The organism is Arthrobacter sp. GQ119 (genome assembly GCF_059759125.1).
Map to the genome: position 1 here is coordinate 216,446 of NZ_JCAXEA010000002.1, position 19,307 is coordinate 235,752.

A 19,307-nucleotide genomic window follows, 5' to 3' on the forward strand; every position below is an offset into this window, starting at 1 on the left:
CAAGCCTCAAAGTGGCCTGTTTGAGACCTGCGGGAAGGGCTTCGGGAACGCGTCCGACGGCGGCCGGCAAGTCCCCATTTTCGTCCGCCTTCCGTCCGGCTTCCGCCCCTGCGATAAACTTGAACCCTTGGCTTGCGCGCCCAGCTGCCGCCCGCCTTCCAGACTCCAGAGCACTGTTTCCAGGAATCCGGTTCAAAAGTTTTCCATTTCCACACCCAGGGTCCTCCGCGGATCCCAGCGAAAGTAGCACCGTGTCCCAAGAAGTCCTCAGCCCCGCCCGGGTCCACGAGATTCACAAGCAGGCGTCCCGGCGCCGGACGTTCGCTGTCATCTCCCACCCTGACGCCGGCAAGTCCACCCTGACTGAGGCCCTGGCCCTGCATGCCAAGGTGATCGGCACCGCCGGCGCGTCCAGCGGCAAGTCCAACCGGAAAGAGACGGTCTCGGACTGGATGCAGATGGAGAAGGACCGCGGCATCTCCATCAGCTCCGCCGCGCTCCAGTTCTCCTACCGCGACACTGTGATCAACCTGCTGGACACTCCGGGCCACGCCGACTTCTCCGAGGACACCTACCGCGTGCTGGCTGCTGTCGACTGCGCCGTCATGCTCGTGGACGCCGCCAAGGGCCTGGAAACCCAGACCATGAAGCTCTTCGAGGTCTGCAAGCAGCGGAACCTGCCAATCATCACGGTCATCAACAAGTGGGACCGCCCGGGCCTGGATGCGCTGGCGCTGATGGACGAAATCACCGAACGCACGGGCCTGCAGCCCATGCCGCTGACCTGGGCCGTGGGCATCTCCGGCGACTTCCGCGGGGTGTGGGACCTGCGGAATGACCGGTTTGCACGATTCCAGCGCAACAACGCCGGTGCCAGCATCGCACTGACCGAGTACTTCACTCCGGAGGAAGCGGCGGAGAGCCAGGGCAGCAACTGGACAGACGCCGTCGACGAAGCCGGACTCGTCATCGAATCCAACCTTGAATTCAACGTGGAGAGCTTTCACGCCGGCAAGGCCACGCCCATCCTGTTCAGCTCCGCAGCGCTGAACTTCGGCGTCAAGGAGATCCTGGACGCCCTCGTCGATTTCGCCCCGCCCGCTGCGCCGCGTCCGGACGTGGACGGCCAGCCGCGTGCGGTGGAGTCGCCCTTCGCAGGGTTCGTTTTCAAGGTCCAGGCGGGCATGAACAAGGCGCACCGGGACCACGTGGCCTTCATCCGCGTCTGTTCCGGTGTGTTCGAACGCGGCATGGTGGTCACCCAGACCCGCACGGGCAAGTCCTTTGCCACGAAGTACGCCCAGCAGGTGTTCGGCCGCGAACGCGAGGTCATTGATGAGGCCTTCCCGGGCGACGTGGTGGGCCTGGTGAATGCCTCGTCGCTGCGCGTGGGGGACAGCCTCTTCCTTGAGGAGCCGGTCGAGTTCCCGGCCATCCCGCTGTTCGCGCCCGAGCATTTCCAGGTGGCCCGTTCGAAGGACCCCAGCCGCTTCAAGCAGTTCCGCCGCGGCATCGAGCAGCTCGAGCACGAGGGCGTCATCCAGGTGCTGCGCTCCGACGTCCGCGGCGACCAGGCGCCGGTGCTTGCCGCCGTCGGCCCCATGCAGTTTGAGGTGGTGGAGGACCGCATGGCGCACGACTTCAGCGCACCGATGCGCCTCGAGCGCCTGCCGTACTCCATGGCACGGATTTCGACGGCGGATGCCATGCCGGCCCTGGCCAATGTGATCGGCGCTGAGGTGCTGCTGCGGTCCGACGGCGAGTATCTCGCCCTGTTCAACGACGTGTGGGCGCTGCGCCGCATTGAGAAGAACCATCCTGACCTCACGCTTGTGCCGATCGGAACGCACAATCCCGCTAAATAGCGGCGGCAGTCAGCAAGCGGTTCCGATCCGAATACCCACGGGACTCAGTTCCAGTTCCAGGAAGCAAGGTGTGTGTCATGTCTGCAGGTTCTCCCAGGGCCGTTTCTCCCAAGGCCGTGGTTACCGGCATGGGCACGCTCAACCCGCTCGGGTCCACAGTGGGCGAAACCTGGACAGCGATGCTGGCCGGGACGTCCGGCATCGGGGTGCTCGACGAGGACTGGGCGCAGCGGCTTCCGGTACGGATCGCAGGCCGGGTCACGGCTGACCTGGGTGCGCTTCTGAGCACCCGCGAGTTCAAGCGGATGGACCGCTGCGGGCAGCTCGCGCTCGTCGCCGCCCGGGAGGCCTGGGCGCAGGCCGGAACGCCCGACGTCGACCCCGAACGGCTCGCCGTGGTTATCGGCTCCGGCTACGGGGGACTGGACACCACCCTCGCCCAGACCCGGGAGCTGGACAGCAATGGCCCGCGGAAGGTCTCGCCGCATACTCTGACGCGCCTCATGGTCAACGGCCCGTCCGCGTGGGTCTCCATCGACCTTGGTGCCCGCGGCGGCGCGCGCACGCCGGTCAGCGCCTGCGCGTCCGGCGCCGAAGCGATTGCGCAGGGTGCCGAGATGATCCGGTCCGGAGCGGCCGACGTCGTTATTGCCGGCGGCGTGGACGCGTGCATCAATGACCTCATCATCAGCGGCTTCGCGCAGATCCGTGCCCTTTCCACGCGCAACGACGATCCGCAGGGAGCGTCGCGTCCCTTCGACCGGGAGCGCGACGGTTTCGTTCTTGCGGAAGGCGCCGCAATCCTGGTGCTCGAGAGCGAGGAGCACGCGAGGGCCCGCGGGGCCGGGATCCTCGGTGCGGTGGCGGGGGCTGCGGTGACCTCGGATGCCAGTGACATCGTGGCGGCAGACCCGGACATGCAGCGCCGCGTCATGGAGAAAGCGCTCGCCTCCGCCGGCCTCAACGGCACGGACATCGGCTTCGTTCATGCCCACGCCACCTCCACGCCGGTGGGCGACCGCCTCGAGGCGCAGGCCATCAGAGCCGTGACCGGAGACGGGGTGCCCGTGACGTCCACCAAGTCACTCACCGGTCACCTTCTCGGCGGCGCCGGTGCGCTTGGCGCCATCGCCGCGCTCCAGGCCCTCAGGACCGGCGACCTGCCCGGAACGTACAACATCGGCAGTCTGGACCCCGAGGTGGACCTCAACGTCCTCACCGAAACCGTGCACGGCAGCACTGCGACGGCGGGACTCGTCAACGCCTTCGGTTTCGGCGGGCACAGCGTGGCGTTGGCGGTAACCCGCGCCTAAAGCCCGTATCCGTGCGGTGTGATCATACGCGCGCGGTGTCATCAGACGGCCGCGCTCGCCATCAGACGCCCGCGCTTGGTCAGGATGCGCGTCCCTGGGTGAAGTCAGCTGGTCATCAGTAACGCCGGCTTCGCCCGCGGCCGAACTCTGCGGCGGCGATAGGGCCGCTGCAATCTCCCTGCTTGCGCCGCGCCATTTTGGTCGGACGGACCTGACGGCTCGGTAATGCTGGCGCCGGTGCTGGTTCCGGCGCTGGTTCCGGGGAGCGGGGGTGCAGTGGAGTGGTAGGTGTGGCCGGTGGGTGTCTGGAGTTTGAAGGTGTGCCGTGGGCCGGGCCGTGGGATGGCTTTCCACCCGGGTTTTTCTTTGGTGTGGTTGCAGGCTTCGCACAGACCGGCGCCGTTGGCCAGGGTGGTGGTCCCGCCGCCGTGCCAGGGGATGATGTGGTCGTGGTGGCGGATCGGGGCGTCGCAGTACGGGGTGCGGCAGGTGTCATCGCGGGCCTGGATGAACCGGCGCAATCCTGCCGGGAAGAGCCGTGCGCGGGAGTCCATCGCTACCAGCTCACCGGTCCCGGGGGCGGTGTAGAGCCGGCGGAGCCACACCTTGAGTGCCTGGCGGCTGGTGGCCCCGCCCGGGTCGGGTTCCTGGCCCGTGGTGCTCCCGCCATCGTTGGGTTCCTGACCGCCGGTAGCCTCACTTGTCTGGATCAGGGTGCGGGCCCAGCCTGCCGGGACGGTGCCGTAGCCGGTGAGGCGGGCCGGTTCGCTGTCGGCCCGGAAGAGGGTGCGGTCGGTCATGACGAGCTGGATCTCGACCCCGCTGATCCCACCCGGGGCGCCGGTGGTCCATTCGACCAGGGCGTCGGCCATGATCTGGCCACGGGAACGTTCATCCCCGTCCGAGCACAGTGTATCGGCCTGCCGGCTGAGCGCCGCGTAGACGGCGACGCCCTGGGCGACGGGCAGCAGCGCGGTCAGGTAGGTCATGGCGTCCGGGGCCGGTCGCAGGCTGACACACCGCTCGGTCCCTGCGTGGCTGGCCCGCTGGGTCACGGAGCGCGGATCCCTGCGGTACGCGGCAGCCCTGGCCGCGGCAACGATCGCCCTATCGCCTGAACCGTCGAAGGTTCCGGTGTCGGCGGCGAGCTCGTCGTCGACGGCGCACCGATCCGCCGCGGACAGGCAGGCCGTTTCTTTCACCAGCAGGGTGGCGCGCCATTCATTCAGCCGGCCCAGTCTCCAAGGCGGCCAGGGTGTGCGGCATCTCGGTCAGTAGGGCTTTGGCCAGGCCGAGCAGCCGGGAGCCGCGGGCCGGGGATTCGTGCCGGGCGAGGGCGATTTGCGCGGCGACGTCCTGGCCCTGCTCGGCTGCGGGCGCCCCAAGGTCGGCCTGGACGCGGCGCTGGGCGGCATCGAAAGCCACAGCGATCCTCGCCTGCACTCCCGCGACCGCAGACTTCAGCTCCTCCAGCCCGCGCAGCTGGTCGATCAGCCCGGCACCGTCGGCGGCCAGCCGCAGCGACCCGGCTGCGGCGATAAGGTCTTCCACGGAGGTGCAGGAGGCGGCGGCACTATCGACCAACGCGCCGGGGACAGCGGTGTCATCTGGGAGAGCGGCACCGGCAGCGCCATGTGGCGCCTCTGCAGCTTCAGCCGGGATTCCTGAATGCCATCCATAGCCAGAGTCTGCCACCGGGTACCGACATTTAAGTGCGCTCCCTCATCAGCAGGCCCTTAACTGATCAAGAGGCTCAGAGCCTCGGCAAGGTGGCCGACCTCCCGCACCGAGAAACCCGAGGGAATGGGCCCAGGGCCGTTGTGGCTGGCCGGGACCACGGCGTGCGTGAAGCCCAGCCGGTGTGCTTCCTGGATGCGCTGGTTGATGCCCGGAACCGGCCGCACCTCGCCGGCCAGCCCCACTTCGCCGAAGGCGATCAGCCGCTGCGGCAGCGGCTTCTTGGCCTTGGCGGACGCTACCGCGAGGGCAACGGCAAGATCCGTGGCGGGCTCGCTGAGCTTCACGCCGCCCACGGTCGCCACGTAGGAATCGTCCTTGTGCAGCAGGCAGCCGGCGCGCTGCTGCAGCACTGCCAGCAGCATGGCCACGCGGGAGCTGTCCAGGCCGCTTGTTGCCCGCCGGGGCTGCGAATTGGGACTCTCCGCCAGCAGCGACTGCACCTCGGCGAGCAGCGGCCGGCGGCCCTCCATGGTGACGGTGATGCAGGTGCCGGACACGGGATCCTTGGTGCGGGTGACGAAGAGCCCGCTCGGATCGGCCAGGCCCAGGATGCCGTCCTCGTTGAGGTCGAAGCAGCCCACATCGTCCGTGGGCCCGTAGCGGTTCTTGACCGCCCGGAGGAGCCGGAGCCGTGAATGGCGCTCACCTTCGAACTGGCACACGACGTCTACGAGGTGCTCCAGCAGGCGCGGGCCGGCAATGGAGCCGTCCTTTGTCACGTGACCCACCAGCAGGGTGGTCATGTTGCGGCGTTTGGCGGCAGCAATGATCGAGGCCGCCACTTCGCGGACCTGGGAGACGCCGCCGGAACTTCCCTCGACGTCGGCGCTGCTCAGCGTCTGCACGGAGTCGACCACAAGCAGCTTCGGTTCCACCTTCTCCACCTGGCCCAGGGCCTGGCCGAGGTCGGTCTCGGCAGACAGGTAGAGGGTGTCCGCGATGGCGTCGATCCGTTCGGCGCGCAGCTTTACCTGGGCCGCGGATTCCTCGCCGGTGACGTACAGGACGCTTTGGCCTGTGCGGGCGAATTTGGCGGCGACGTCCAGCAGCAGGGTGGACTTGCCGACGCCGGGTTCCCCGGCCAGCAGGATGACGGCGCCGGGCACCACTCCGCCGCCCAGAACGCGGTCCAGTTCGTCCACACCCGTGGGAAGGAAAGCCGCCGTGGTGGCGTCCACCTCGGCGATGGGGCGGGCCGGTTCCAGAACTGAGGTGGCCGCCGTCGTGCGCGCTACTGCGGTGCCGGTTTCCTCAACGGTGCCCCAGGCCTGGCACTCACCGCAGCGCCCCACCCATTTGACCGTGGTCCAGCCGCATTCCGCGCACTTATAGCCCGGCGCCTTGGTGGCCCGGGAAGTCTTTGTAGCCATTGCTCCACACTATCCGGCGGGTATGACATTCCAGTTCGGGGCTACAGCGGCGGAAGGATGTCGCGGGCCTCGCGGGAATCGACGCCGGTGGCTTCGAGCAGGTCCACCATCAGCGGCCGGAAAAGCATGACAACGGTCTCGCCCTCAAGGCGCTCCACCTGCAGCTTCCGCGGATGCAGCCGGCTGGCGATGGCGCTCAGGTCCGCCCGGGCCGTCCGCAGGTGGGTGCGGCGGACGCCGTCGTTGACTTCCGCGAGCCCGAGCGAGAGCTCATCGATGGCGGCAGCCGTCTCCTGCAGGACCTCGGCAATGTTTCCGATGGCTTCGTCGGACAGGGCGGCGTGGTTGATGGCGCTGGTCAGCCGGCGTGCGAAGACACGGCTGTTGCGCAGCGCGAGGTCGATGAAGTCCAGTGATTGCTCAAGCCGGTCCAGTTCGTCCCGGTGCCTGCGGTAGGCCGGCGCCAGGGTCGCCACCTCCCCCGATGCCCGGAGGGACTGCCGCATGCCGTCCACGAGCGGCTGGCAGTTCCGGCCGCGCACCAAAGCATGCCATGCCTGGGTGGAATCGCTTTCAATCAGTGCCGAGGAACATTCCCGGAGCACTTCGGCCAGCTCGTGCAGCAGCTTGCGGACGTCCTTGCGCGGTTCACGCCGCGGATCCTTGGGCATCAGGACGGTGACCAGCAACGCGAATATCCCGCCAACCACCGCGTCGATGCTGCGGGTGAACGGCCCGCCGGGCGGTGCCGGCAGCAGCACCACGAGGAGTGACTGCAGCCCCAACTGAGTGGTGAAGATGGTGCCGCTGTCCAGGAAGCGGGCCAGCAGGATGGAAAACAGAAGCACGACGGCGGCCTGCCAGATTCCGGCGCCCAGCCAGTGGAGCAGCAGGTCACCCACGGCAATGCCGATGGTGCAGCCGAGCCCCACTTCGATCACCCGCCGCAGCCGAGGGTCACGCGAAAACCCCAGCGCAATCAGGGATGAGGTCGCGGCGAACAGGGGACCGGAGTGCCCCAGGACGTACTCCGCGAACGCGTAGGCGCCCACCGCGCAAACCGTCATCTGGATGGCCGGGATCAATGAATTGCGGCTCCGCACTATGCCTGTGCGGATCCTTCCGCGCAGGAACCGTCTGCTTGCGGAGAGTCCTGTCTGGGCCATGGCTTCAGTCTATTGCCGGAGCTGTCTCGGATTTCCAGCGAGGCAGCGCCACGCAGATTAGTAGACAGATCCTTCCAGCAGTTCCGAGAGCCTGCCGGCGGCGCGCCGGAGTTCCGGAACGCCGGCCTTGAGGCCGGCTTCGGTGGCTGTCTCTACAGGGCTGGTCAGGGCGATGGATTCGCTGGGGCGGCCTGCTCTGTTGGGTACGGCAACGGCGACGGAGAGCACACCGGTGGCGCGCTCGTCCGCGGAATAGGCGTAGTCGACGTCCGGTTCAGGCAGGCGTGAGCGAAGCTCCTCGGCCGTAAACGTGGGCTTTTCGTGGCCGGCTGCGACGGCGGCGGCCACAACCTGCTGCAGTTCTTCCCCGGAGGCTGAGGCCAGCAGGATTTTGCCGGCCGCTCCGACCGTGAGGGGGAGCCGCTTACCCAGCGGCAGGTCGTACCGGAGGGGCGAGTCGCCGTCTACGCGTGCGACCAGGATTCTTTCAAGCCCAAGCCTCGTATACAGAGACGCCGTGAGACCTGTCTGGGATGCCACCTGTTGAAGTATGGGCCGGGCGGCAACGACGAGGGGGTCGTTCTCCAGGTAGCTCCGGGCAGCAGGCAGGACCGCGGGCCCGATCCGGTAGGACTTGTCGGTCTGGCTGACCATGCCGAATTCCTGAAGGACCCGCAGAATTCGCAGCGTGGTCGGCGGGCTCATGCCGCAGGTCCTGGCCAGGTCGCTGAGGCGCTGGGGCCGTTCCGCGCGTTGGAGCTCGGCAAAGACCTCCAATGCCCTGGACAGGGAGCGCATGTTGGCGGCCTTCGGGCCGTCCTCGGCAGAGCCGGCTGAGTGCGTGGAAGTCAGCGTCATTCTTTCATTGTATGTAACTTTCTTGCGCTTGACAGCGACTGTGTCTCCTGTCACTATTTCTTCAGACGCAATATTCTTTCATTGTATGAAATGAAGAACCATGGAACGTAAGAAGGAAATGATGACAACGGAGTCACTAGTGACTAAGCCCGAGCGCGCCGCCCGTGTCGCTCCGTCTGTGCTTGTAGGTATCGGTGCGTTCGTCGCCGTGGGCACCTACGTGCTGATCAATTCGACCGAGCTGGGACTGTGGACGTCGCTGGGACCTGGGCCCGGGCTGTTTCCGTTCGCCATGGGCGGTGTACTGGTTTCGATGTCGACCATATGGCTCATCCAGGAGTTGCGGTGCCCCAGTGAATCAGCCCACGGCGCTGACCGGGGCCTCGTGATCGCCGTGGTGGCCAGCCTGGCCATCCTTGCCGCGGTCATGGACCTGCTTGGCTTTCAGCTGAGCATGTTCCTGTTCCTGATGTACCACCTGAAGCTGCGCGGCCACAGGAGCTGGGTGTCATCACTGATCATCTCCCTCGCCGGTAGCGTCGGCGCGTTCTACGCCTTCAACTACGGCCTGAACGTCTCGCTGCCCGTTTCGGCCCTCCTTCCGCTGAACCTGATCGGACTCTAGACGTGGATACACTCAACGAACTGCTCGGCGGCTTCGCTGCCGCCATGACCTGGCAGAACCTGATTTTCGCTTTCCTCGGCTGCCTGTTGGGCACCATCATCGGCGTGCTGCCCGGCATCGGCCCCGTCGCCGGCGTTGCCCTGCTCATCCCGCTCACCATGAACCTGGATGCGACCGGGGCAATCATCATGCTGTGCGCCATTTTCTACGGCACCGCCTACGGGGGAACGATCTCCAGCGTCCTTCTGAACACTCCCGGCGAAGCGGCGTCCGCCATCACCACCATCGATGGTTACGCCATGACCAAGATCGGCAGGGCAGGAGCCGCCCTGACCATCGCCGCCGTCGGATCCTTTGTCGGCGGAACTATCGCCACGCTCGGACTGGTCGCCGCCGCCAAACCCCTCGGGGACCTTGGACTGCTCGTCGGCCCGCCGGAGTTCTTTGCCCTGATGGTCGTGGGCATCTCCCTGCTGGTTGCCCTGGCGGGCAGGTCGATGGTCAAAGCCCTCATCTCCGGAGCGCTGGGCCTGCTGATTTCGATGATCGGCATCGACCCCGTGGCGGGCGCCCCCCGCTTCACCTTCGGCATGGACAGGCTCCTCGATGGGGTCAGTTTCGTCGCCGTCATCGTCGGTGTCTTCGGGCTCTCGGAGATCCTGTCCTACCGCAAAGACCCCCACGCCAGCACCGTGCACGCTCCGGGCCTGCGGTCCCTGCTGCCGTCACGGACGGAATGGCGGCGCAGCGCACCGTCGATGGCCCGCGGCACAGGCATCGGCTTCGGCCTCGGCCTCATCCCGGGCATGACCGGCTCAGTGTCGTCCTTGCTTGCGTACGGTGCCGAGAAGAAGTTCTCCCGTCACCGCAACGAACTCGGCAAGGGGGCAGTGGAAGGTGTCGCCGGGCCGGAAACAGCCAACAATGCCCACGCCAACGCCGCACTGATTCCGCTCTTCACGCTCGGCATCCCGGCCTCGCCGACGATCGCCGTGCTCATGGGGGCGTTCCTGCAGCAGGGCCTCACCCCCGGGCCGACCCTGTTCACCGAGAACTCCGAAATCGCCTGGGCGATCATCGCCAGCCTCTTCATCGGCAACCTGCTCCTGCTGCTCCTGAACGTCCCCCTTGTCGGTCTGTGGACCTCTATCCTCCGCGTGCCGGCATCGATCCTGACGGCCCTGATCCTGCTTTTCATGGTCATCGGTGCCTACACGATCAACTTCAGCGTTTTCGATGTGTTCGTCATGATCGGCTTCGGACTCCTCGGCCTGGCCCTGAGGCACCTAAACATCCCGCTCGCCCCGATGGTGCTCACCCTCGTTCTCGGGCCCCTCATGGAACGGTCCCTGCGTGAATCCCTCGAAATCTCCCAAGGCGACTTCGGCATCTTCGTTAACCGCCCCATCTCCATGGTGCTGATCGGCATCGGGGTCCTGATCATCTTCAGTCCGCTGCTCAAGCTCCGTAAGCCCAAGGCGCTGGACGAAGACCCCGAAACCTAAACCACCCCATACCAAAATCCGTCCCCAGACCTGATTCACCCCTTCAAATTCACCCCTTCAAAGGAGAAGAACCTTGACCCGCACACGCATCACAGCAGCCTTCGCCGCGGCAGCCCTCATCGCCCTCACTGGCTGCGGCGCCAACGCTGGCGCCGCCAACACCGCCGGGGATGACTTCCCGAGGAAAGGCAAGTCGATCGACCTGATCGTTTCGTTCTCTTCCGGCGGAGCCGTGGACACCGCAGCCCGGCTCGTCCAGCCCATTCTGGAGAAGGAACTCGGCACCAACGTTGAGGTCATCAACAAGCCCGGAGCCGGCGGGCAGATCGGCTACACCCAGCTGACCAGCGCCAAGCCGGACGGCTACACCATTGGCGCGACCGGCTCCCCATCCGTCGTCGTCTCACCCCTGGATCCCGCACGCGGCGCCAAATACACCCGCGCCAGCTTCCAGCCCCTGGGCAGGCAGGTCATCGACCCCGCTGTGATCGCTGTGCAGCCCGACAGCCCGTACAAGTCGCTCAAGGAACTCCTTGACGCCGCCAAGGCCCAGCCGAAGTCGATGACCGCCAGCACCACCGGCCTGCAGACCGGCGAACACTTCGCCCTGGCCCAGATCCAGGAAACCACCGGCGCCGAATTCGCCCCGGTGCACTTCTCCGAAGGCGCCTCCCAGGCCACCACCGCGTTCCTGGGCAAGCACGTTGACATCCTCGTGGCCAACGTCAGCGACGTGAACGACCTGACCAAACAGGGCAAGGCGCGCGTCCTGGGCATCATGACGGCCGAACGCTCACCCTCGCTGCCGGACGTCCCCACCTTCAAGGAATCCGGCTATGACGTGGAAGCCGGAACCGCCCGCGGCTACTCCGCACCGGCCGGACTGCCTGACGCCGTCGCCAAGAAGCTCGAAGCTGCCCTCCAGAAGGCCATCGAGGACCCGGCCGTCGTCCAGAAGATGAACGACCTCGGCCTACAGACCAGCTACCTCTCCGGCAAGGACTACGAGACGTTCTGGGCCGGACAGGAGGATGACTTCAAGAAGGTCCTCCCGCTGGTCCAGAAAAAAGACTAACCGTCCTCCCGCCACACCACCACGGAAGAACCCCACCATGACAACTCCCGTCCTTGAAGACATCGACGCCGACTTCCCCCGCCCCGACCGGAACGTGATCGACCGCCTCGCCAAGCTGCCCGCCGCCAATATCGGCGACGCCATGGACCGGCTCGGAGTCGCAGACTCGGCCATCCAGGCCATCTGGTCCGGCGCCCGCCTCGCCGGACCCGCGTTCACCGTCTGGACCCGGCCCGGGGACAACCAGGGAATCCACCGTGCACTGCAGCTCGCCCGCCCCGGTGACGTGATTGTCGTCTGCGGCGGCGGGGACGAATCCCGGGCCCTGCTGGGTGAACTCATCGGCGAACGCGCCATCAACCTTGGCCTTGCCGGGTTCGCCCTGGACGGGGCAGCCCGCGACGCCGAGGCCCTCGGCGAGATCGGCATGCCGGTCTTTGCCCGCGCCATCACCCCTGCCGGTCCGTACAAGAACGGCCCCTCCCGACTGGGCACCCCCATTTCCTTCGGAGGCGTCCCCGTCCTCCCAGGCGACGTCATCATCGGCGACTCCGACGGCGTCGTCGTCATCCCCAGGGAACAGGCAGCCCAGGTCGCAGACGCCGCCGAAGCGGTCTTCGCCGACGAAACCAACCGCCGGGCGGCCATTGTCGCCGACCGCCACTAAGCAAGAAAGACACACGACAAATGACAGCGTGCACCGTCATCGGCCTCGGTGAGGCCGGAGCCACCTATGCGGCCGCCCTCGTGGCCGCAGGCCACAGTGTGACGGGATTCGATCCCGTCGCACCATCCACTCCGGCCGACGTGATCCGGGCCGCAAGCGCAGCCGAAGCCTGCACCGGCGCGGACATCGTCCTGGTCCTCACCGGAGCGGCCGCCGCGCGAAGCGTGGCCCGGGAATGCCTGCCGGTCCTCCCGGCCGGCAGCTGCTACGCGGACTTCACCTCCTCCTCGCCGCACGCCATGCAGGAACTGGGGCAGCTGCCCAGCCCGGCGCTCTTCGCAGACGTCGCCATCCTCGGCCCCGTCCCCACCCAGGGCGTGAGGACGCCCCTGATGGTCAGCGGACCCGGAGCCCGGGCCGTCGCTGATCTACTGTCCCCGCTCGGCGCCGACGTCGAAATCGCCGACGGGGAACCCGGGGCCGCCATGGCCCACAAACTGCTCCGCAGCGTCCTGATGAAAGGCGTGGCATCGGTCGTCGTCGAAGCCGTCACCGCCGGCCGGGCTGCAGGCCTGGAGGACTGGATCCGCGCCCAGATCGCACGACAGCTCGCCGGCGACGGCCAGGCAGTCATCGACAGGTTCCTCACCGGAACCGCCAAGCACTCCCTGCGGCGCTCCAAGGAGATGCAGGACACAGCGAACTACCTGTCGGATCTCGGAGTGCCTGCCGAGATGACCACAGCCTCCGCGGCCGCGCTTACCCGCATCGCCGCTGAAACCTCGCAGGCGGCGCCGGCCTTGCGCTGACCCCGTCATCCGGCAGAATCAGGAAGAGGAACCACACGGTAAACCCCTCATCCACACAAATCCCGTCAGGAGCGGCAACATGATCGGCATCTGGGCCCTCGGAGCCTATCTGGCCGTCATCCTGCTCTGGACGACACTGCTCAAACGCAGCGTCGGGGAGGCCATGATCCTCGGCTTCCTGGTGGTTCTTCCCTTCACGGGGGCAGCCGCGGCACAGACGGGATGGACGGCTCTCTACTCTGCCGTGACCGACGAAATCGTGTACGCCACCATGGCGTTCGTCTTCATGGGCTACCTGCTCGACAAAACCGGCGTGCTGGACAGGCTCATCGACTTGCTCAACTCCCTGATGGGTGGCGTCAAAGGCGGGCCCGCCTGGGTCTCAACCGTGGCATCCGCCGGACTCGGAGGAGTGGTCCACAACCAGGCAGCCATCGCCGCAACCGTTGGCTCCGTGACCATTCCCTGGATGGAAAAGTCCCGCCTCGACAAGCCCGCGGCGGCGACGCTGGTTGCCGGAAACGCGGGCATGGGCATCACCTTCCCCTTCAGTGCCTCGATGTTCGTCCTCGTCGGATCCGCCACCGTCGGCCCGCTGTTGGACATCAACGAACTCGTCTTGCCGCTGCTCATCGGTGGACTGTGGTGCTTCCTGCACCGGCTGATCGTCACCTGGCTGCTGATCCGCAAGAGCGGGATGACCCCCTTGGATGCCGCGCACCGGCTGCCGGTGAAGGCAGCGTTCGGCCGAGGCTGGGCCACGCTGCTGCTGTTCGTCGTCGTGGCAATCCCGCTGATCATCACCTCCGGCGCCATTGCCGCCGCCCTGTCGGACTGGACCGGAGGGGACGTCGCAAAGTCCGTCAGCGTCATCGTCTGGATCCCGGTGGTCCTCATCATCACCGGGGTCCTGCTGGGCAGAAAACAGCTGCCGGGCAGCGGCCGCGCCTGGTGGTCGCTGCTGCAGAATTCCGCCCCGAGGTTCGGTGTGGTTGGGGTGACAGTGGTCTTCGCCTTCGCCGGGGCCAACGCCCTCGCGGCCACCGGCCTGCCCAAGCAGATGACGTCGCTGCTCAGCCAGATGAACCTGCCCCTCTGGCTGCTGGCCATCCTGATCGGGCTGATCGTCATCGCCGTCGCCGCCCCGCTGTCGGCGACCGCCACCATGGCCGCCGTGGGAACCGTCGGCGTCGCCACCCTCGTCGCTGCCGGCGTCCCTGCGACGACGGCGGCCGTCGCCGTACTGGTGTTCTCGTCCTGCGAAGCAGCGGTCCCACCCGGCGGGGCGCCACTGTATGTCGCCTGCGGCATTGCTGACGTTGACCCGCTCAAGACCTTCGCCCGCTTACTCACCCACTACGCCATGCCCTTGCTGGCCATCGGTGTGCTGATCATCATCGGCATCCTGCCGATCTAGTCCTGCCGAGATAGAGGAGCCACGACAATGCACCCGACCAGAAGAGCCCTGGAAATCCTCTTCGTCCTGACCCTCTCAGCCCTCCTCCTCGGCGGAGTGCTGTTCATCACGGGGCAGGCCCTCGCCCTGATCGCCGGCCAGGGCGACTGGCTTGAATTCTTCAACGAAGCCATCAAGACCCCGATGTGCATCGCGGCCTCCATTTGCGCGATCGCCGGCTTCCTTCTCAGCTACAAGCGCCACCAGACGCAAGGGCAGCCCCAGGAAGCGACGACACGATGACAGACACCACGGGTGTCCGCAGCTACCCGACATTCGCGGACCTGCTGTCACGGGAGGGCCGGCTCGCCGGGACCTCGTGGGGGCTGTTCTCCGAACCGGACCGCGGGACACCGTCCTTCATCAGCCAGAACGCCGTACTTCAGGCCCGGAACTGCATCAGGACCGGGACCGTATTTGGCCTCGACTACCCCGTCGACGCCTTTGATCCCGGCATGTCCCTCAAACGCACAGCCCCGCGCCACACTATCTACTCCTCGCACCCGGCCCACCGGGACGACTACCTGGACGGGTACTACCTTCAGGGATCCACACAGATCGACGGGCTCCGGCACCGCCGAGCGGACGACGTCGGCTTCTACAACGGCACGCCGGACGACCGGATCAGGGAAGGCACCCCGGACCTCGGAATCCAGGAATGGGCAGAAACGCCCATCGTCGGCAGGGGAGTGCTGGTCGACCTCGACGGATACCGCAACGGTGTGGGCGTGCCCATAGACCATGCGGCCGGGGAACCCCTCAACCTTGACCTGATCCAGGTAGCCATCGAGGCCCAGTCCCTTAGCATCCGTCCGGGTGACATCCTCATGCTCCACACCGGCTGGTGCGAATGGTTCCTGGCCCTGACACTCGAGGAAAAACAACGGACCCGCGACAGCCGACGGGCCACTGGCATCGCCCAATCACAGGATTTCGTCGCCTGGGCCTGGGACAACCAGTTGGCACTCATCGCCGCCGACAATTTCGCCCTGGAGTGCCTGCCCGTCGTGCCCGAAAGCCCGTTCCTTCGCTCCGCCACGAACGACCACGGCATGATGCACCAGCAACTCCTCGCCAAACTCGGCATGCCCCTGGGCGAACTGTGGCGGCTTGGACCCCTCAGCCGGCACATGAAAACCACCGGGAACTGGGACGCCTTCATCAGCGTCAAACCCCTGAATCTCACCGGGGGTACCGGGTCACCTGCCAACGCCACCGCGCTGACATGACACAAAGGAAAAGTAGGAGTGACAGCTGATGCCGGCGCCGTCGCCGGCGGGGAGAAGCGGGACCAGACATCCCTTTGGACGTAATCCCGGAACAGTTCCGGTCAGCCCTGGACGGCAGCGAGCACCGGCTCGCCGTTGAAGTATTCGAGCTCCCAGCCGTCAATTGCGTGGTGGTGGGCCAGGTTGAGTACGGCGTTGTCGATGCTTTCCAGCGTGCGGCCGGTGGCGCGGCTGAGAGCCACGCGCAGTAGCGTGCCGTGGGCGACGACCAGGACGCGGCGGCCGCGGAACTCATCGGCCAGTGATTCCAGCGCGGCCAACCCACGGGAGGCTGCCTCGTCCTCGCTTTCCGCGCCGCGGAAACCACCCGCGACGCGCAGGGCGTCCAGCTCCGGGCCGGCCTGCAGGCCCTCCGCGGGTCCGAAGCTGCGCTCCACGAGCTCCGGCACGCGCCGGGTCACTGTGAGCCCCAGCCCGGCGGCAATCAGGTCCGCGGTTTCCGCGGCACGGCTCAGCGGCGAGGACACGATCGCATCCCACTCATAGCCGGACAGGGCGGCGACGGCGTCGCGTGCTTGGCCGCGGCCGATGTCGTTGAGTGGAATGTCGGTGGATCCCTGCAGCCGGCGTTCCGCATTCCAGTCTGTCTGGCCGTGGCGGACAAGGGCGAACGTCGTAAGGGTCATGCAGTCCATTCTGCCCCACCAGCGGAGACTGCCGCTTCGGCCGGAGTCACTTTGCCCCAGGCAGTGTTCGACGGCGGCGCGCACCTCGGGGTGCTCCTGCTGTCCCAGCAGCCGCAACAGTCAGAGCCTCCGGGCCAAGCGAAGCCGGGGAGTACTGACGGCGAATGCGACGGAAGTGGCGGTTCGGAGTCAGACCGGCCGCCGCGGTTAAGCCAGGGCTTTGGCTATTTCGTCTGCGGCTTGTCGCAGTTCCTCAATCGTTTCGGGCAGCTGGTCCGACTTGAGGCGCTGGGTGGGCCCGTTGATCGTCACAATGCCAATGAGTCCGCCGGCGGGATCCCGGACCGGGCAGCCGACCGCGAAGAGTCCTTCTTCGAGCTCGTTGTCGAGGATTGCGTAGCCCTGCTCCCGGACTTTGCCCAGTTCACGGATGAGTGCGTCGCGGCTGGTGATCGTGTACGGGGTGTGGGGGTCCAGCTTCTCAGGCAGTTCAGCTACGATTCTATCGTCGCCCTGCTCAGCGAGAATCAGCTTCCCCGTTGCGCTGGCATGGAGTGGATAGATTCCACCAAGATACTGGTGGGATGCGCTCAGGTAGCGTGAGCCCAAGGCTTCGGCGATCACCTTGTGGTCCCCTTCGGCGCGCACCATAACGAAGCTGAGTGTCTCATTGAGCGTGGCTGCAAATTCGTCCAGGACGGGCTGAATCCTTGCAACGGCGCCTGCATAGGGATCGGCCAGCCTTCCTAAACGGGCCACCTGCCACCCAAGCATGTAGTAGTTGTCCACGCGCTCGACGAAGCCTGTCTGTTCCAGGCTAAGGAGCAGGCGGAAGGCTGTTGGTCGCGTCATTTCACCCGCCAGCGCGAGTTCGGTGACCGTGATGCCTTGGCGGTGGCGGCCGAGTTCCTTAAGGAGCACCGTGGCCTTGATGACGGACTTGTTGGTCAGGTCAAGTGGCTCTGGTGTAGCTGACGCTTCGCCGTCTTCTGACGCTTCCTCCGGTGCTGCATCTTGTACCGCTGCCATTTGCGCTCCCGCTTCCTTGCTGGTCGCGGGGATGACTCCGGCAGGTGGCACCTATCTCCTCGACCATCTATTGGAACGTTCAGCTAATGAACGTCGCATTCAAATTTAGGTGTAATTTCCGTCACTGTCAATCTGGCGACGACGGCGCGTCATTTTGCTTGCCTGGCCTTGACACCCGCCTGTGAGGGAGTGTCATATTTTGATCACGATGTTCGCTTCTTGAACGGAACGGTGGCAGGATGCGCGGTACCGAGATCTATGTGAGGTCCGTCACGATCAGGCCGCCTGCCTAACCAAAAAGAACAACTTCATTGTCGTATTGGGCGGGCAACGGCGCCTGGGGGCACTGGATGGACTTCGATCTGCACTACATGCCCCATCGCTCATTGCACGCCCAATGCCCTGACTGACCGGGAGGTCAAATCATGCACAAGCGCCAACTTCTCAGTGCCGCGAATAAGGCGGAATCCATGTACCCGACTATGGGGATGTGACAATATGTCAGCCATAGGTAGCGCAACTTCTCATCCGGGTATTGCCTCAGCTGCAGGCAAGCGACGCTTCATGATCAGAATGGTCATCGTCCTGATCGGTGGCATGTTCCTGGACGGCTATGTTCTAGGCATACTCGGACCAGTAGCCGGGACGATGGCTGAGGATCTGCAGCTCACGGTGTTGTGGCAGGGTCTAATCGCTGCCGCCGCACTCATCGGCATCCTGGTCGGCTCACCCCTTGGTGGCTGGGCCGCCGACAAGTGGGGCCGAAAGTCAATATTCATGTTCGATATTGGTCTGTTCGCGGTTGCGTCGGGCATGCAGTTTTTCATTGACTCACCAGTGTGGCTGGTCGTGGTGCGGCTGCTGATGGGTGTTGCGATCGGCGCTGAGTATGCGGTTGGGTGGCCCCTGATGAGCGAATTCGCTCCCACGCATCTGCGAGGCCGTCTGATGGCCTCAATGCAGATCGCCTGGTACGCCGGCTTCATGCTCGCATTCCTGATTGGCCACCTGCTCAGCGAGTACACAGACCTGAGCTGGCACTTTATCCTGGGTACGAGCACTTTCATCGCAGTTGCCCTGTTCCTCGGCCGCCTCGGCATGCCGGAATCGCCGCGCTGGCTGTGGAGCGTCGGCCGCAAGGATGAGGCCCGCGCCCTCGCAACCAAATACCTGCCCGACGACGCTCTTGACGACGTCCAGCACGAGGACGTCCGCAAAGGCAGCTTCGGGATGCTGTTCTCCAAGCAGTACTGGCGCTCCACCCTGTTCATCTCCGGATTCTGGTTCTGCGCCGTGACACCGTACTTCGCGATCGCCACCTTCGCCGACAGCGTGCTGAATCAATACGGTCTGGCCGGCGGGCTCGCCGGCGGCGTCGGACTCTCCGCCGTCGCCCTGGCCGGGGTTGTCGTCGCATTCCTGCTGATCGACAAGGCAGGCCGCCGCGTTCTGACCGTCCCACCGCAGTGGCTGTGCGCCGTTGTCCTTGGACTCATCGGCCTTTGGGCCGGAGCGCCCGCCGTCGTTGTGCTCATCCTGTTCCTGGTCTTCTCGTTCTTCAACGCGATGTACACCTCGTTGACGGGCGTCTACCCCAGTGAGGTCCTCCCAACCGAGATTCGAGGGCTCGGAACGGGTTTCGCGGCAGCTGTCAGTCGTGTCGGAGCCGGCATCGGCATCTTCCTGCTGCCGATGTCGATGGAGAGCCTGGGTTCCGGTCCCACCATGCTGATTGCCGCTGCCGTCGCCCTCGCCGGCGCCGCACTTTCCCAGTGGCTGGCTCCGGAAACCAAGGGTAAGACCTTGACCGAGGCAGCAGCAGGCTACACGCACTAAGGCCGGCCTGGCATAGGCCGCTCAAGGCTCGTGGCCCTGTTGGACGACGACTGCGCACCAGTCGTCGTCTGACAGGGT

16 protein-coding genes and 1 pseudogene are annotated in these 19,307 nt (G+C 65.9%); 11 read left to right on the top strand and 6 right to left on the bottom strand.

The genetic code is table 11. The features are described 5' to 3' along the window. Positions 1-251 precede the first annotated feature (251 nt). Positions 252-1,865, top strand: a complete 1,614-nt coding sequence (locus AC6CH3_RS02920) for a peptide chain release factor 3 (RefSeq protein ID WP_498131027.1) — start codon at positions 252-254, stop codon at positions 1,863-1,865. 77 nt (positions 1,866-1,942) lie between these two features. Further along, positions 1,943-3,178 carry a beta-ketoacyl-[acyl-carrier-protein] synthase family protein gene (locus AC6CH3_RS02925; RefSeq protein WP_498131028.1) on the top strand — a complete coding sequence of 412 codons (1,236 nt, stop codon included), beginning with the start codon at positions 1,943-1,945 and terminating at the stop codon, positions 3,176-3,178. Positions 3,179-3,282: 104 nt separating this feature from the next. Here AC6CH3_RS02925 and AC6CH3_RS02930 read toward each other — a convergent pair. The 4 genes and pseudogenes from AC6CH3_RS02930 to AC6CH3_RS02945 all read right to left on the bottom strand — a co-directional run bounded on the left by AC6CH3_RS02930 (position 3,283) and on the right by AC6CH3_RS02945 (position 8,312). After that, a pseudogene (locus tag AC6CH3_RS02930) lies at positions 3,283-4,729 on the bottom strand (HNH endonuclease). 185 nt (positions 4,730-4,914) lie between these two features. After that, a complete protein-coding gene (gene radA / locus AC6CH3_RS02935; RefSeq protein ID WP_498131029.1) occupies positions 4,915-6,288 on the bottom strand; it encodes a DNA repair protein RadA in 1,374 nt (457 codons plus the stop codon). A 41-nt stretch (positions 6,289-6,329) separates the two neighbouring features. Then, positions 6,330-7,454 (bottom strand): FUSC family protein, encoded by a 1,125-nt coding sequence (locus AC6CH3_RS02940; protein ID WP_498131030.1) that lies wholly within the window; start codon positions 7,452-7,454, stop codon positions 6,330-6,332. 57 nt (positions 7,455-7,511) lie between these two features. Then, the gene (locus AC6CH3_RS02945; protein ID WP_498131031.1) at positions 7,512-8,312 is read right to left on the bottom strand and encodes an IclR family transcriptional regulator; all 801 of its coding nucleotides are present in this window, start codon (positions 8,310-8,312) and stop codon (positions 7,512-7,514) included. A 121-nt stretch (positions 8,313-8,433) separates the two neighbouring features. On the opposite strand from AC6CH3_RS02945, the gene AC6CH3_RS02950 reads away from it, so the two are divergent. From AC6CH3_RS02950 to AC6CH3_RS02985, 8 genes are all read left to right on the top strand, one after another. Beyond that, positions 8,434-8,937 (top strand): tripartite tricarboxylate transporter TctB family protein, encoded by a 504-nt coding sequence (locus tag AC6CH3_RS02950; protein ID WP_498131140.1) that lies wholly within the window; start codon positions 8,434-8,436, stop codon positions 8,935-8,937. 2 nt (positions 8,938-8,939) lie between these two features. Beyond that, positions 8,940-10,442, top strand: a complete 1,503-nt coding sequence (locus AC6CH3_RS02955) for a tripartite tricarboxylate transporter permease (protein WP_498131032.1) — start codon at positions 8,940-8,942, stop codon at positions 10,440-10,442. A 73-nt stretch (positions 10,443-10,515) separates the two neighbouring features. Continuing rightward, the gene (locus AC6CH3_RS02960; RefSeq protein WP_498131033.1) at positions 10,516-11,517 is read left to right on the top strand and encodes a tripartite tricarboxylate transporter substrate binding protein; all 1,002 of its coding nucleotides are present in this window, start codon (positions 10,516-10,518) and stop codon (positions 11,515-11,517) included. 37 nt (positions 11,518-11,554) lie between these two features. Beyond that, on the top strand, positions 11,555-12,184 hold the full coding sequence (locus AC6CH3_RS02965) for an RraA family protein (RefSeq protein WP_498131034.1): 630 nt from the start codon (positions 11,555-11,557) through the stop codon (positions 12,182-12,184). A 20-nt stretch (positions 12,185-12,204) separates the two neighbouring features. Beyond that, positions 12,205-12,993 (top strand): NAD(P)-dependent oxidoreductase, encoded by a 789-nt coding sequence (locus AC6CH3_RS02970; protein ID WP_498131035.1) that lies wholly within the window; start codon positions 12,205-12,207, stop codon positions 12,991-12,993. A gap of 79 nt (positions 12,994-13,072) precedes the next feature. Continuing rightward, positions 13,073-14,410 carry a TRAP transporter large permease subunit gene (locus AC6CH3_RS02975; protein WP_498131036.1) on the top strand — a complete coding sequence of 446 codons (1,338 nt, stop codon included), beginning with the start codon at positions 13,073-13,075 and terminating at the stop codon, positions 14,408-14,410. A 27-nt stretch (positions 14,411-14,437) separates the two neighbouring features. After that, the gene (locus AC6CH3_RS02980) at positions 14,438-14,692 is read left to right on the top strand and encodes a hypothetical protein (RefSeq protein WP_498131037.1); all 255 of its coding nucleotides are present in this window, start codon (positions 14,438-14,440) and stop codon (positions 14,690-14,692) included. Continuing rightward, positions 14,689-15,678, top strand: coding sequence for a cyclase family protein (locus AC6CH3_RS02985; protein ID WP_498131038.1), 990 nt, complete (start codon positions 14,689-14,691; stop codon positions 15,676-15,678). The genes AC6CH3_RS02980 and AC6CH3_RS02985 overlap by 4 nt, the downstream gene beginning before the upstream one ends. 101 nt (positions 15,679-15,779) lie before the next feature. On the opposite strand, the gene AC6CH3_RS02990 is transcribed toward AC6CH3_RS02985, so the two are convergent. After that, positions 15,780-16,364, bottom strand: a complete 585-nt coding sequence (locus AC6CH3_RS02990; RefSeq protein ID WP_498131039.1) for a histidine phosphatase family protein — start codon at positions 16,362-16,364, stop codon at positions 15,780-15,782. A 207-nt stretch (positions 16,365-16,571) separates the two neighbouring features. Further along, positions 16,572-17,393 carry an IclR family transcriptional regulator gene (locus AC6CH3_RS02995; RefSeq protein WP_498131040.1) on the bottom strand — a complete coding sequence of 274 codons (822 nt, stop codon included), beginning with the start codon at positions 17,391-17,393 and terminating at the stop codon, positions 16,572-16,574. Between the two features lie 564 nt (positions 17,394-17,957). On the opposite strand from AC6CH3_RS02995, the gene AC6CH3_RS03000 reads away from it, so the two are divergent. After that, entirely contained in the window at positions 17,958-19,229 is a 1,272-nt protein-coding gene (locus AC6CH3_RS03000; protein WP_498131041.1) for an MFS transporter, read from the top strand. Positions 19,230-19,307: the final 78 nt, after the last annotated feature.